This is a genomic window from Thioalkalivibrio sulfidiphilus, from assembly GCF_000377945.1.
In the GTDB taxonomy this organism is placed as follows: domain Bacteria; phylum Pseudomonadota; class Gammaproteobacteria; order Ectothiorhodospirales; family Ectothiorhodospiraceae; genus Thioalkalivibrio_A; species Thioalkalivibrio_A sulfidiphilus_A.
Genome location: NZ_KB898932.1, coordinates 31784 through 46072 on the forward strand (window position 1 = coordinate 31784; position 14289 = coordinate 46072).

Consider the following 14289-nt stretch of genomic DNA (forward strand, 5'->3'; position numbering starts at 1 on the left):
TTGCATGCCCATGGTCAAAGCTTAGTACAGGGAAGGGCGCGTGTGCAGCGCTGCCGATGTCATCCGACGAACGTGTCGTGTTCCTGCGGGAACGGCAGTCTTGAAGTGCGAAGTGGGAATTTGGAAGTGCGAAGTTCATTACGCTGATAAAAAACAGATTGGCGTGGATAAGCCGATTCAATCAGGCGGAGAATCAATCCTCATTCCCACTCCCCAATTCACACTTCGCACTTCAGTTCCCACTTCTCACTTCAGCAACGCCAGTGGCCGGTACTGCAGCGCGTGGAACATCTCCAGGTAACGTCGCGTCTCGGCCCGTTCCAGGTTGGTGACGTACTTCCAGAAGCCGTAGATGCGTGACAGGGTCATCATGCGCTCCGCGTACAGCTTCCAGGTGTAACGTTGTTCCACGCGCCTGATGGCACTCCTTGAGATCTGCTGCCAGTGGCCCGGGTCGGACGCGCAGCGTTCGAGGAATTCCAGCAGGATGCGCGCGGCCTGTTCGCCGTGGTTGGGGTCGATGTGATAGCCGCTGATGCCGTCCTCGATGATCTCCAGCGGCCCGCCGTAGCGGGTGGCGAAGGTGGGCAGGCCCGAGGCCATGGCCTCGATCACCGTCAGGCCGAAGGCCTCGAACAGGGCCGGCTGCACGAACACGCCGCGCCGGTCGGCGATGCAGCGATACAACTCCCCGGACAGGGTCTTGTCCAGGCGCACGCCCAGCCAGCGCACGCAGTCGTTGAGATCATGCTCGTCGAACAGCTGGTGCATCCGGGCGATCTGGGCCTGTTCCTCCTGGTCGTCGGAACGGGACGCATCCACCGTGCCGGCCACCACCACCAGGTTGGCCCGCGCGCGCAGCTCGGTGTTCTGCGCGTACCAGGAGACGAGTCCCGCGATGTTCTTGATCCGGTCCAGGCGCGCCATGGTGAAGATCACCGGCCTGTCCGGTTCCGCCAGCACGCCGCGGGCATCGTCGCGGGGCCAGCCGAACAGCAGCGCGTCGATCTCCTGGTGCAGCCCGGTGATGCGCCGCTCCTCCTCCGTGTAGGGGAAGTACACCCGGTCATCGGCGCCCGGGGAGACGATGTTGAACTTGGGGTCGAACACGTCGATGCCGCGCACCACCCGGTAGAGATCCGGCAGCGAGAAGTGCATGTAACTCTCGTATTGGCCGATGTCCTCGCCGGTGCCGGCGATCTCCTGGTAGGTGCTGGTGATGATGAAGTCCGCCGCGTTCATGGCGATCAGGTCGGCGGTGAACTGGGTGGCGAAGTGGTACTGGGCGTCGTTGTCCTTCCAGTAGAGATCGGAATACAGGTACTTGGTCTTCTCCAGGGCGTGGGCGATGTTGCACTGGGTCACGTGCAGGCGGGCCGAGAGCAGGGAGGCCACCAGGTTGCCGTCGGAGTAGTTGCCGATGATGAGATCAGGCCGTCCGCCCAGGTCCGCCAGGATGGCGCGTTCCACCTCGTCGGCGAAGCGTTCCAGGTAGGGCCAGATCTCGAAGCGGGAGATCCACTGGGGCACCACCTCGCCGTCCTCGCCGCGAAACGGCACCCGCAGGATGCGCGCGTTCTCGGTGCCGGAGATGGCCTCCTCGGGCTGGTCGCAGCTGGTGCCCCGGGCCTCGGGGATCAGGCGGGTCACCACCCGGATGCGCGGCTCGATGTCCAGGCCCTGTTCCGCCAGCCGGTCACGCATCTCCCGCTCCAGGGCGCGCACCTGGTCCAGGATGTAGACCACCTGCCCGCCGGTGTCCGGCAGGCCCAGCACCCCCGCCTGGCCGAAGAAGCCGTGGGGGGAGAGGATCAGCAGACTGAAGATCATCGGGATGCGCGCCAGGAAGCGTTCCAGGCTCTCCGGGGACGGCGCCTCCAGCAGTTCCGAGAGCAGGCGCAGGGTCTCCTGTACCCGGCCCGCGTCCCGGCCCCAGCCGGGCTCGAAACCGAGGTCCTGCAGGGGGTGGGCGAAGTCCGCCCAGGGGGTATCCCGCTTGAGCCGGGCCAGGCGCTGTTCCGCGTCCCGGATCGCCACCCGCAGGGCGTCCACGTCCCGGATGCGGTCGTTGATCATCAGCAGCCGGCCGTCGCAGCGGTGTTCACGCAGGAAGCGGAACAGCTTGTCCAGGCCGCCGTTGGCCCGGTCGAACAGCTGGCTGGAGAGCTTGCGGTTGAGGAACTCCACGCCGCGACCGATGGAGCGGGTCTCGCGCAGGCGCGGAAACTCCCGGTTGAAGGGCTCGATGTCGAACTCCAGGGGCCGGCCATGGCGGGGCGTGGGGCACACTAGACGCTCCTTGATGGCCAGGAACTCGCTCACTCCCAGGTCCTCCACGCTCAGGTCGTCGGCGTGGATGCGCAGGAACTGCCAGCGGCCGATGCGCGGGCGCAGGGCCAGGCAGACCCAGGGGGCCGCCAGCACCGCCTCCTGGGCCTGGCCCACCAGGTCCGCCAGGGGGCTCTCGGCCAGCCCCGGCTCGTCCCGCTCCAGGCACAGGGCCTGGAAGCCGTCCTGCAGGTCCGAACGCAGCAGGAAAGGGCGGCCCAGGGCCAGGTAGCGTCTGAGCAGCAGGTAGGCGGCTTCCCGGTGCAGTTCCAGGGCGTCCCGGGTGGGCTGGGTCATGGGGCCTCCTTGGGGATGTGTGGGCGGGGTCGCGTTGTCAGGGCGATGGGAGTAATGTTATTGTACAAAAATACTTTCTGCAAAAAGAAATCCCATGGCCACACCCCATTCCGAGATGAGCCGGCACGGCGCCGGTCAGGATGCCGTTTCCCCGCGGGGCCCCAGCGTGCAGACGGCCAGTGTTCAGACGGTGATCCGCCAGTTGCGCATCGTGTTCCGGGCCCTGCAGACCCACTCCCGCAGCATCGAGAAGGCCTGCGGCGTCAGTGCCGCCCAGCTATGGGCCCTGTGGGAACTGCATCGAAGCCCCGGTCTGAGCGTGGGGGACCTGTCCCAGTGCCTGATGATCCACCCGTCCACGGCCTCCAACATGCTGGACAAGCTGGAGAAAAAGCACCTGGTGGAGCGCCGCCGCGCGGGTCTGGACCAGCGGGTGGTGACGCTCTACCTCACCGCCCGGGGCGCGGAACTGCTGGAGGCGGCCCCGGCCCCCGCCCAGGGTGAGCTCAACCGTGCCCTGCAGGCCCTGCCCCTGGACCAGCTCGCGTCCCTGGAATCCGGTCTTGCCGCCCTGCTGGAACGCATGGACGAGCGCGACGATGACGCAGCCCTGCGGCCCATCGACAACGAGGACTGAGCCCTTGGCGCGTCGTGCACTGCTTCTGCTCTGGTGCCTGAGCCTGCTGGCCGCCCCGGCGGCGATGGCCGCGCCCGACCTGCGCGCCTCGCCCGAGCGGGCCACCGATGGCGTCTACCGCCTGAGCTGGGAGGCTGATGGGGCGGCCCGCTTCGAGCTGCAGGAGTCGGACGGCGCCCACTTCAACCCTGCGCGCACCCTGTACACCGGCGCTGACACCGCCTCGGTGATCACCGGCAAGCCGGATGGCGAGTACTTCTACCGGGTGCGGGTGCTGGGCGAGTCGGGCCCCGGCCCCTGGAGCGAGCCGCTTCAGGTCACCGTGCAGCACCACAGCCTGGCCCGGGCGCTGCAATTCTTTGTCGTGGGCGCACTGGTGTTCGCCGTCCTGCTGGCGGTGATCATCCGGGGCGCCCGGGAGGATCGAGACACCCCATGAACCACCCTATCCGAGTCAACTTTGAACGCCTGCGCGAGGACGTGCTTGCCCTGTCGCGCATCGGCCAGACCCCCGACCAGGGCATCCACCGCATGGCCTTCAGCGAGGGCGATCTGGAGGGCCGTCGCTGGTTCCGCTCGCGCATCGAAGCGGCGGGCCTGGAGGTCTACGAGGACGGCGCCGCCAACCTGCACGCGCGTCTGGACTGGGACGGCAAGCGCCCCAGCGTGATGATGGGCTCGCACCTGGACACGGTGCCCGGCGGCGGCCCCCTGGACGGGGCGCTCGGCGTGCTGGTGGGCCTCGAGGTGCTGCGCACCGTCAAGGAGGCGGGCGTCACGCTCAGGCATCCCCTGGAGGCGGTGGACTTCACCGACGAGGAGGGGCGCTTCGGCGGCCTGTTCGGCTCCCAGGCCATCGCCGGGCAGCTGACCCCGGCGGTGATCCATAACGCCCGGGACCTGGATGGCGTGACCCTCACCGAGGCCATGGCCTCCTGGGGCCTGGACGCCAACGCTGCCCTGTTCGCCCGGCGTGCGCCGGATTCCATCCACGCCTACCTGGAACTGCACATCGAGCAGGGCCCGGTGCTGGACCGCAACCAGGTGTCCATCGGCGTGGTGGATGCCATCACCGGCCTGTTCAAGTGGGACGTGCGCCTCATGGGCCAGACCAACCACGCGGGCACCACCCCCATGGACATGCGCGTGGACAGCTTCCAGGGCCTGGCGGAATTCGCCGGCGAGATCAACCGCATCCTGGAGGAGCACGGCAGCCCCCACAGCCGCGCCACCATCGGCCGGGTGGAACTCAAGCCCGGCGCCGCCAACACCGTGCCGGGGCAGACCAGTTTCTCCCTGGACGTGCGTGACACCGACGCCGAGACCCTGAAGAACCTGGCGGATGCCTTCCGCCGCACCCTCTCGGCCCTGGCCCGCCGCCGGGACCTGATGTTCGAGTTCGACGTGCTCTCGGAGATCCCGCCCATGCGCTGCGATCCCGGCCTGGTGCAGCTGGTGACCGACACCGCAGAACGTCTCGACCTCAAGCACTTGCGCATGCCGAGCGGCGCCGCCCACGACGCCCAGATCATGGGCTCGGTGACCCGCACCGGCATGATCTTCGTGCCGAGCCTGGAGGGCAAAAGCCACTCGGCCTCCGAGTGGACCGCTTGGGAGGACATCGAGCGGGGCGCGAACCTGGCCCTGCACACGGTGTTGCAGCTGGCCGCCGCGGATGCCGGCGCGGCCATGAGAGAACAAAAACCGAAGAGGAAGAAGGCATGAGCAAGCCGGACAACGTCACCGACCTGTCGAAGTACGACAGCATCGACCCGCTCAGGGACCAGTACCGCGAGACCCTGATCACCAACCGGATCCTGAAGCGGGAACTGGGCGCCCACCACGCGGCCCTGCTGTGCATCGACCTGCAGTACCTGGATGCGGCGCGTGGCTACGGCGTGTTCGCCGACTGCGAGCGATCCGGCGTGCCCATCGAGGCCCAGGAGTACTACTTCAACGCCCTGGAGAACCAGGTGCTGCCCAACGTGCGGCGCCTGCAGGACGCCTTCCGTGCCGTGGGCCTGGAGGTGATCCACACCCGCATCCAGTCGCTCACCGCCGATGGCCGCGACCGGGGTCCGGGGCACAAGCGCCTCAACCTGCATGCCGCGCCCGGTTCCAAAGAGGCGGAGTTCGTGGAGATGGTCGCGCCCCAGGGCGACGAGATCATCATCAACAAGACCGCCAGCGGCGTGTTCACCTCCACGAACCTGGAGTACGTGCTGCGCAACCTGGAGATCACGTCGCTCTTCGTGGTGGGGGTCTACAGCAACGAGTGCGTCTCCACCGCCATCCGTGATGCCTGTGACCTGGGCTTCTACGTGACGCTGATCGAGGACGGCTGCGCGACGGTGACCCCGGAGATGCAGCAGGCGACGCTGACCACCATCAAGGACCGCTATGCCCGGGTGATGAGCACCGACGAGGCACTGGCCGAAGTGGCCAAGGTGGCGGAGGCCTCGTGAACGGGCCTGAGACGGCCGTGCTCCCGGCGGGTATCGCCTGGGGCATCCTCGGGGCGTTCAGTGTCCTGTGGGTGTTCCTGGGCTGGTACCTGGGGCGCAGAGCGCGGACCGTGGACGACTACATGCTGGCCGGACGCAACGTGGGGCTTGCGCTCGCCACTGCCACCGCCATGGCCACCTGGGTGACCACCAACACCACCATGGCCGCGCCCCAGTTCGCACTGCAACTGGGCATCTGGGGCATGGTGGGCTATGCCCTGGGCTCTGTGGGACTGATCCTGTTCGCGCCACTGGCGGGGCGCATCCGCAGGTTGATGCCGGGCGGCTTTACCAGTGGCGATTTCATCCGCCTGCGTTACGGCAACACCGCCTGGCGCGTGTTCCTGGTGATCTCGCTGATCTATGGCCTGGGCTGGCTGATCAGTTTAGGCATGGCCGGCGGCGTGCTCATCGAGGCGCTCGCCGGTATCGACTACCGGGTGGGCATGAGCGTGATCCTGTTCATCTGCGTGCTCTACACCCTGCTGGGCGGTCTGCGCGCGGTGATCGGCACCGACTTCGTTCAGACGATCCTGATCCTGGTGGGCCTGGTCATCCTGGCGTGGCTGGTCATCGCTCAGGTCGGCTTCGGTGAAATCCACGTGACGGTCTCGGAACAGCGTCCCGAACTGCTGAATCTGCTGTTCCCCGCCGCGATCATGTTCCTGTTCAACAACCTGCTGTTCGGCGTGGGCGAGATCTTTCATTCCAACGTGTGGTGGAGCCGCGCCTTCGCCTTCGGCCGGGGCGTGGGCAAGCGGGCCTACCTGATGGCGGGCCTGTTGTGGATGCCCATTCCCATCGTCGCCGGTTTCATAGCCCTGGCCACGCCGGCGCTCGGCATCAACGTGCCTGGCGCCGACATGGTGGGGCCCCTGGTGGCCGGTGAGCTGCTGGGCCTGGCGGGCGCCATCATCGTCTTCATCGTGGTGTTCTCGGCGCTGGCTTCCAGCGTGGACTCGGTACTGGCCGCCACGTCGGACCTGGTGACCCGGGACATCTACAAGGGCCACCTGCGCAGGCAGGCCGGCGAGCGCGAAGTCTATCTGGCCGCCAAGACCATCGTGGTGGTGCTGGGCACGGTGACCTGGGCCCTGTGCATGCTGCGCCTGGGCACGCTGGGCGCCGTGCTGCAGTTCCTGGGCGCCTTCGTGGCCAGCACCATCATGCCCATCGTCGCCGGCCTCTACTGGCGGCGCACCAACCCCTGGGGCGTGATCGCCGCCATGGTGCTGGGCACGGTGATCGGGCTTTACAGCTATTTCGCCATCGGCTTCTACGTGGCGGCACTGGTGTCCGCGGCCATCTCCATGGCGCTGGTGCTGGTGACGACCTGGCTGTGGCCGAGGGATTTCCAGTGGGCCAGTCTGCGTGAAGAGCCGCTGCGTGGCTGAACAACAGCGTGCCGCAGAGACGCGGAGGCGCGGAGAAATGAAATGGACAGGATTAACAGGATTTACATGTAAAAGGTTCAATCCTGTGAATCCGCTTTCATCCTGTCAATCCTGTCAGAGGATTTTATGTCTTGCCCTCCGCGCCACGGCGTTTCAGCGGCAAGTAGTGAATTGAAGGAGATGCATCCATGACCCTATCCGTCAGTGCATTCACATGGCTGGTGAGCATTGCCACCGTGGTGACCACCCTGTCGCCGCTGCTGCTCATCGGTTTGTTCATCCGTGACCTGAGGAGGGGCACGCTATGGTAGAGACCAACGACGCGCAGCTGGACCGGCCGCTGCAGCCCAAGGACGGTACCGCCGGTATCGAGCGGCCCAAGGCGCTGCTGGACAGCCTGCCCGAGGATCCGCGCCCGCTCATGACCCTGTCCAGCCGGCACGTGGTCTCCTCGCGCCAGTTCGACCGGGAGACCCTGGTGCAGCTGTTCCGCCTCGCGGCCCAGTACGAGAGCACGCCCGCGCTGCTGCATCCGCCCCTGGCCGGCAAGATCCTGATCAGCGCCTTCTACGAGCCGAGCACCCGTACACGCCTGTCCTTCGAGAGCGCCTGGCACCGGCTGGGCGGGGACATCATGTCCATCACCGACCCGAAGAGTACGGGCATGGCCAAGGGCGAATCGCTCGCTGACATCGCCGAGATGTTCAACAACTACGGTGACGTGATCGTGCTGCGCAACAACGAAGGCCCGGCGATCTACGAGATGCTGGACTCCCTGCGCATCCCCATCATCAACGCGGGCAACGGCATCGACGAGCATCCCACCCAGGCCATGGCGGATGTCTACACCATCATGAAGTGGCGTCCCGAACTGGCCCGCACGGATCTGCCCGCCGGGCAGCGCATCCGCATCGGCATCATCGGCGTACCCAGCCGCATGCGCACCGTGCGCAGCCTGCTCTTGACCTTGGGCTGCTTCGCCCACGCCATCGAAGAGGTGGTGATCCTGAGTCGCGAGGACAATCTGTTCGACGAGGGCCAGGCCGAGGAGTTGGGCGGGGCCGGGCTCAAGGTGCGCGTGGCCACGGATCTGGACGGTGAACTGCCGAGCCTGGACGTGGTGTACATCAATGCCATCGCCTGGGTGGGAGACACCTTCGAGGCCATGGGCATGGACATGCGCCTGTCCGCCGCCTCGCCGCTGAAGAAGGGCGCCATCGTGTTGCACCCGCTCGCCCGCGGCGAGGAACTGTCCACCGACCTGGATAAGACCCCCCACAACTGGTACTTCGCCCAGGCCCGCGGCGCGGTATTCATCCGCATGGCCCTGCTCACCTGCATGGTGCGCCGGATCAGCGAGGTCATGGATGTGCCGGATGTCGGGCGCGGCTGAAATGAACTGAATTCAAGGCGGCCGCAGAGACGCGGAGGCGCGGAGAGAGAAACGCTTTGACAGGATTTACATGATTGACAGGATTAAAACTGCTTTCTACAGATCCTAGTCTTAAATCATGTTGATCATGTAAATCCTGTCCAGTCCTTTGATATCTCCGCGTCTCCGCGTCTCTGCGGCAATCATCAAGCCTTTCTGAGTAATGTAAGCAGGAGAAAACACACATGTGTGGAATTGCAGGCGTGTTGCACGCCGACCCCAAACAGCCCGTTGATCCCGAAACCCTGGTGGCCATGGCGGCCATCCAGTATCACCGGGGTCCGGACGGTTTCGGTTATCGCGTGGAGAAGGATCGCGGGGTGGGTTTTTCCCACGCCCGTCTGACCATCATCGATCTGGACGAGAACCGCGGCCGTCAGCCCTTCGCCTCCCAGGACGGCAACCTGATGCTGGCGGTCAACGGTGAACTCTACGACTACAAGCGCATTCGCACCGAGCTGACCTCCCGAGGCGCCAAGTTTCGCTCCAAGAGCGATTCCGAGATCGTGCTTCATCTCTATGAACGCTACGGCCTGGAGGAGACCCTGAAGCAGATGCGCGGCGAGTACGCCGTGGCCCTGTACGACCGGGCCAAGGATCGCCTCATGCTGATCCGCGACCGTTTCGGCGTGAAGCCCCTGTACTGGACCGAGGTCAACGGCAAGATCGTGTTCGGTTCCGAGATCAAGGTGCTGTTCGCCCACCCGGACGTGCCGCGCCGTTTCAACGCCCAGGGCCTCTATCACCAGCTGATGCAGACCGTGGTGCCCGGCACCACGGCCTTTGACGGCATCCACCAGGTCAAGCCCGGCCACGTGATCACCTTCGAGCGGCGCCATGGCAAGTTCGAGATCAAGGACGAGCGCTACTGGGACATGGACTTCCCGCTGCTTTCCGAGCGTGGCGAGCCCGAGGACGACGAGGTCTACATCGAGGGCGTGCGCAGGGAACTGATGGAGGCGGTGCAGCTGCGTCTCGAGGCGGACGTGCCCGTGGCCTGCTATCTCTCCGGCGGAATCGACTCCTGCATCACCCTGGGGCTGTCGGCAGCCAACCAGCAGTCCCCGGTCAAGGCCTTCACCATCGGCTTCGACAATGCAGACTATGACGAGACCGCTATTGCAAAGGAGATGGCCGAGTCCGTGGGCGCCGACCAGGACATCATGCGGCTCAATGCCGACCACCTCTACGACAACCTGGTGGAGACCCTCTGGCACGCCGAGCGCACCATCTACAACACCCTGGGCGTGGCCAAGCTGCTCATGAGCCGGCACGTGAACCAGGCCGGTTACCGGGTGGTGGTCACCGGCGAGGGCTCCGACGAGCTGTTTGCCGGCTACCCGGCCTTCCGCCGCGACATGTTCCTGCACGGCCTGGATCACATGGATCCCGCCGAGCGGGCCAGCTGGGAGCAGATGCTGGCGGAGAGCAACAAGCTGTTCTCCGGTGCGATGCTGGCCGAGAACGAACTCAACGACCCGGCGCTCAGCGACCTGGTGGGTTTCACCCCCTCCTGCCTGCAGCCCTGGCTGGCCACCGCCGCCCACGTGCCGGGCCTCATGTCCGAGGCCATGCGTGAACAGGTGCAAGGCTACGAGCCGGGCCGCGCCATCGCCGAGGCCCTGGACGGCGACATGATCGAGGGGCGTCATCCCCTGGACAAGGCCCAGTACGTGTGGATCAAGACCATGCTGGAAGGCCAGATCCTCACCTGGGGCGGCGACCGGGTGGACATGGCGAACTCCATGGAGGCCCGCCCGCCGTTCCTGGATCACCACCTGGCGGAATTCGCGACAAAGATCCCGCCCTCCATGCGTATCCGTGGCCGCACCGAGAAGTACGTGCTGCGCGAGTCCATGAAGGGCCTGCTGCCCAAGGTGCTCTATGAGCGCGAGAAGTTCGCTTTCATGGCCCCGCCGGCCCACACGGACCCGAAGAAGTGGGCCGCCATGAAGGCCCTGGCCGATGAATACCTCTCCGACGAGGCCATCGAGGCCGCCGGCCTGCTGGACCCCTCTGGCGTAAAGGCCCTGTTCGCCCTGCACGAGGCCGAGAACACCTCCGCCTCCACCCAGGTACAGCTGGACGCGGTGATCAACCACATGATCGGCGTGCAGGTCCTGCACAGTCACTTCGTGGCTCAGGACGTGCCGGCGTTGGCGCGCAGGAAGGCGCAGGAATTGGGCTGGGCCGCGTAAGTGGCAAGTGGCAAGTCTCAAGTGGCAAGGAACTTCGGTTATTGATTTCCCTTGCCACTAGCCACTTGAGACTTGCCACTGTTCACTGATCTGACATTACACACGGAGCTTCAAACATGGAACTCGTCCTGGAATACCTCGAAGGCGTCCAATGGGAAGACCTGATCTTCTCCACCCTGCGCATCCTGCTCATCCTGGTCATGGCCTGGGTGATCATGAGCGTGGTCCGGGGTGGTCTGGCCCGCATGGAAAGAAAGCTGGTGGAAGCCGGCAAGAAGCAGGGCGATGTGCCCTCGGAGGCCACCAAACGTGCCGAGACCCTGGTGCGGCTGTTGCGCCAGCTGGTGCTCATCGTGGTCTGGGTGATGGCCTTGCTGGTGATCCTCAACGAGCTGGGCGTCTCCGTGGCCCCCATCCTGGCCTCGGCCGGCGTACTGGGCCTGGCCATCGGCTTCGGCGCCCAGAACCTGGTGCGCGACGTGATCAGCGGCTTCTTCTTCATCCTGGAGAACCAGGTGCGCGTGGGCGACGTGGTGGTGGTTAACGGCACCGGCGGGCTGGTGGAGGGCATCAACTTCCGCACTCTGGTGCTGCGTGACCTGGAGGGCAAGGTGCACATCTTCCCCAACGGCACCATCGACGCGGTCACCAACCTGACCCGGGAATGGTCTGCCTATGTGTTCGACATCGGCGTGGCCTACAAGGAGGACACCGACAAGGTGGTGGGCATCCTCAAGGACGTGGGCGAGGAGATGATGGCCGACACCGAATACGGCCCCAACATCCAGGACATCGAGATCTTCGGCGTGGACAAGTTCGATGACTCCGCCGTGGTGATCAAGGGGCGCATTAAGACCCTGCCCATCAAGCAGTGGTACGTGGGCCGTGAGTTCCTGAGGCGCGTCAAGTATGCGTTCGATGCCCACGGTGTGGAGATCCCGTTCCCGCACAGGACGCTATACTTTGGCGAAGCCAGTCCCCCGTTCTTGACCCGCATGCTCAATCAGCAGACCCCTGCGGGCGAGAACGGCCAATAATGTTCCTCATGCATATCCAAGACACAGACAAGGAGTAGCCACTATGACACCTCATTCCGCGACTCAAGCCACCGCACGCGCTGCATTCGGCGCAAGCACTTTCGGACTGATGCTGTTGCTCCTGGTGGCCTGGGTGATTCCGGGCGCTGCGCTGGCCCAGGAGGGTGAACAGCCCCAGCTGGTGCAAGTGGTCAAGAGCAACAAGTCCTTCCCGGACACCCTGCAGGCCTTCAAGGAAGAAGTGAGCAAGGCCGGCTGGAGCCTGCTCAACAGCAACAACATGGCCGGCGTGCTTTCCGAACGGGGATTTACCCTGGACCCGGTGGTGATCCTGGACGTGTGCAGCGGCAAGTACAGTGCGCGCATACTGGGCAATGACGAATACCGGCCCATCTCCGCCTTCATGCCTTGCCGGGTGAGCATCTACCAGACCTCGACGGGTGACGTCTTCATCGCCCGCATGAATACGGGCGCCTTCGTGCAGATGATGCCGCCGGAGGTCGCCGAGGTGATGGAGGCCTCTGACGGCGAGATCGCCGAGATCATCGCCAGGACAGTGCGTTGAGTCTGTAGCGCCCACGTTGAGCGAGAAGGCCGCCCTTGGGCGGCCTTCTCGTTTTCGTCACTTGTGCCCCCTCTCGCCAAATCGGTGAGCGATGCGGGCTAATCCTGACAGGCAGGCTCAGATGAGTCGGGTGGTGCCCGTAAGCCGCTTGCCTTCAAACCAGAAGGCCTCGATGCCAATACTCGCCAGCAGGTCCAGAATCTCCTGATCAGGCTTCGTGGGGGTGAGGAGCGCAAGATCGACCTTGTCCAGCCGATCTCGGAACGATCTCCAACGGTAGTCGAACAACTGACCAATAGCCTGGCGGATTTGGGTGCGCCCCGACACGCCGGAGGTTTCTGTCTTGGCCTCGATCAGCAGCCATCTGCCGCGCTGCCAGTCCTCTATGAGGAGGTCATACTCGCTTTCCTTGGGCAGCAGCTTCCATTCGACCGCCCGCAGAAACCGGTTGACGAGTTCGTTGTGCCGCCTTCGGATGACAACCTTGCGCCTGGCAAGGTTCGCGACCGCCTCTTCTTCAGCCTTCAGTCCAACGGTCCTTGGCTCGGGAACACGTAAGGGCTTGGCTCTCGGGGCTTTTGCGAAAGTCGTTGTCCACGCATAGACATCCAGCTCAAACGCATCCTTGATTCCACGCGTGCCGATCAATCTACTCAGTGAAACTGCTCCCTGGGCGTCCGGCTGCTTACCAATGCTCTTAAGCAGGTCGCGGGTCCTTGCGTTCATGATGGGGAACCGCCGCTGCGGGTCCAGGCAAGCGAGTGTCGGTGCGAGGCCATTCATCATTGATGTTGTGCCGCCCCGGGGCGTTGTGAAGTCAGACAGTGTCAATACCCTGTTGGCGACATTCGCTATTTTAGTTTCCACGTCGGTCGATTTCATGGACACCATCGTGAATGCCTTGCAGATGGCGCCTGCATGCCTGTCGACCTGTTCCAGAAAGCCAGGGCGCAGCGACTTGTAGTAGTTCGTGATGCCCGAGGGTGTTGCCACGATCCATTCCGCCTGTTCAGAGCGTAGCCGGAGTCGACGCTCAAGCGCACGTGAGAGATCCTGATCCGTCCATCCGGGCGGTAGATCAAGCCATGCCGCCAGAAGGCCGTTTCTCCACGTTCGCCCTGCTGCGAGCATGTGGGATTCGCCGTTCACCCAGGAACATCTGATCAACATCTTTAGGAACTCGGGATCACGACGTGCCTTTCCTGGTGCGGCCTCCCAAAGCGCCCGAATCAGCTTGGCCGTGCGCCGCTCCTGGGTTACCCATTCCTTTGCCTTGGGCCCAGGATTGAAAACAGGAAGCTTCTGCACTAACGGATCTCCCCATTCGTAAACGGCCGGGAGGTAACGACTATTCTTGTTTTGGCACTTTGTCTTTGTCCGATTCGTCGCCGCTGTCGGCATTCTTAAGCAGATACATTGGCACGGGAATGGGCGGAATGCCCATGCGGGCGCAGGTGCCCTGTACGTACTCCCGCCAGTATGGCCAGACGTGATAACCCACGTTGTAGCGGACGAACTCTGCTAGGGCGGGGCGCAGGGTCTCGTCCTCGACACCATCGCGGATCTCGTAGTGGGCGCTGAAGTTCGCCTCGATTTCCACGTAAACGGCATCCTCATCGACTTCCTCGGTCTCGGACAGCCGGGCATTGTCCACGAGCCGCACACCCGCCTGGAAGTGGCATACTGCGATTATGCGTTGCGATCCGCTATCCTCATCCGAGACTTTGAGAATGTTCACCTTTCCGCTTGGTGTGCCCCGGTATTGGGGCACGAGATCCAGATCAACGTCGGGATAGGGCAAAAGGAGGCCATCCCTGCAACGGATAGTGCTGTTGCGCAGGTACACACCCTGGATGGTCAGCGCTTTGGCAGCCGTCTCGATGAGCGACTTGTCCAT

At 64.4% G+C, this 14289-nt stretch carries 13 protein-coding genes; 10 read left to right on the top strand and 3 right to left on the bottom strand.

What is annotated here, in order from left to right; genetic code table 11:
• Window positions 1-246 precede the first annotated feature (246 nt).
• Window positions 247-2625 (bottom strand): sucrose synthase, encoded by a 2379-nt coding sequence (locus tag D580_RS0106460; RefSeq protein WP_018953607.1) that lies wholly within the window; start codon window positions 2623-2625, stop codon window positions 247-249.
• A 94-nt stretch (window positions 2626-2719) separates the two neighbouring features.
• On the opposite strand from D580_RS0106460, the gene D580_RS0106465 reads away from it, so the two are divergent.
• From D580_RS0106465 to D580_RS0106510, 10 genes are all read left to right on the top strand, one after another.
• Window positions 2720-3262, top strand: a complete 543-nt coding sequence (locus D580_RS0106465; RefSeq protein WP_018953608.1) for a MarR family winged helix-turn-helix transcriptional regulator — start codon at window positions 2720-2722, stop codon at window positions 3260-3262.
• A gap of 4 nt (window positions 3263-3266) precedes the next feature.
• A complete protein-coding gene (locus tag D580_RS0106470) occupies window positions 3267-3701 on the top strand; it encodes a fibronectin type III domain-containing protein (RefSeq protein ID WP_018953609.1) in 435 nt (144 codons plus the stop codon).
• Window positions 3698-4987, top strand: a complete 1290-nt coding sequence (locus D580_RS0106475) for a Zn-dependent hydrolase (RefSeq protein ID WP_018953610.1) — start codon at window positions 3698-3700, stop codon at window positions 4985-4987. The genes D580_RS0106470 and D580_RS0106475 overlap by 4 nt, the downstream gene beginning before the upstream one ends.
• On the top strand, window positions 4984-5727 hold the full coding sequence (locus D580_RS0106480; protein ID WP_018953611.1) for a cysteine hydrolase family protein: 744 nt from the start codon (window positions 4984-4986) through the stop codon (window positions 5725-5727). The genes D580_RS0106475 and D580_RS0106480 overlap by 4 nt, the downstream gene beginning before the upstream one ends.
• Window positions 5724-7160, top strand: a complete 1437-nt coding sequence (locus D580_RS0106485) for a sodium:solute symporter family transporter (protein WP_026289766.1) — start codon at window positions 5724-5726, stop codon at window positions 7158-7160. The genes D580_RS0106480 and D580_RS0106485 overlap by 4 nt, the downstream gene beginning before the upstream one ends.
• A gap of 188 nt (window positions 7161-7348) precedes the next feature.
• On the top strand, window positions 7349-7471 hold the full coding sequence (locus D580_RS16975; RefSeq protein ID WP_018953613.1) for a hypothetical protein: 123 nt from the start codon (window positions 7349-7351) through the stop codon (window positions 7469-7471).
• Window positions 7465-8553, top strand: coding sequence for an aspartate/ornithine carbamoyltransferase family protein (locus D580_RS0106495; RefSeq protein ID WP_018953614.1), 1089 nt, complete (start codon window positions 7465-7467; stop codon window positions 8551-8553). Before D580_RS16975 ends, D580_RS0106495 begins: the two co-directional genes overlap by 7 nt.
• A 224-nt stretch (window positions 8554-8777) precedes the next feature.
• Window positions 8778-10790, top strand: a complete 2013-nt coding sequence (gene asnB, locus D580_RS0106500) for an asparagine synthase (glutamine-hydrolyzing) (RefSeq protein ID WP_026289768.1) — start codon at window positions 8778-8780, stop codon at window positions 10788-10790.
• A 116-nt stretch (window positions 10791-10906) separates the two neighbouring features.
• Window positions 10907-11827, top strand: coding sequence for a mechanosensitive ion channel family protein (locus D580_RS15260; RefSeq protein ID WP_018953616.1), 921 nt, complete (start codon window positions 10907-10909; stop codon window positions 11825-11827).
• A gap of 109 nt (window positions 11828-11936) precedes the next feature.
• The gene (locus D580_RS0106510) at window positions 11937-12392 is read left to right on the top strand and encodes a DUF302 domain-containing protein (RefSeq protein WP_018953617.1); all 456 of its coding nucleotides are present in this window, start codon (window positions 11937-11939) and stop codon (window positions 12390-12392) included.
• 117 nt (window positions 12393-12509) lie between these two features.
• On the opposite strand, the gene D580_RS0106515 is transcribed toward D580_RS0106510, so the two are convergent.
• Both D580_RS0106515 and D580_RS0106520 read right to left on the bottom strand, forming a co-directional pair.
• The gene (locus D580_RS0106515) at window positions 12510-13700 is read right to left on the bottom strand and encodes a hypothetical protein (protein WP_155999747.1); all 1191 of its coding nucleotides are present in this window, start codon (window positions 13698-13700) and stop codon (window positions 12510-12512) included.
• 40 nt (window positions 13701-13740) lie between these two features.
• Window positions 13741-14289, bottom strand: a complete 549-nt coding sequence (locus D580_RS0106520) for a hypothetical protein (RefSeq protein WP_018953619.1) — start codon at window positions 14287-14289, stop codon at window positions 13741-13743.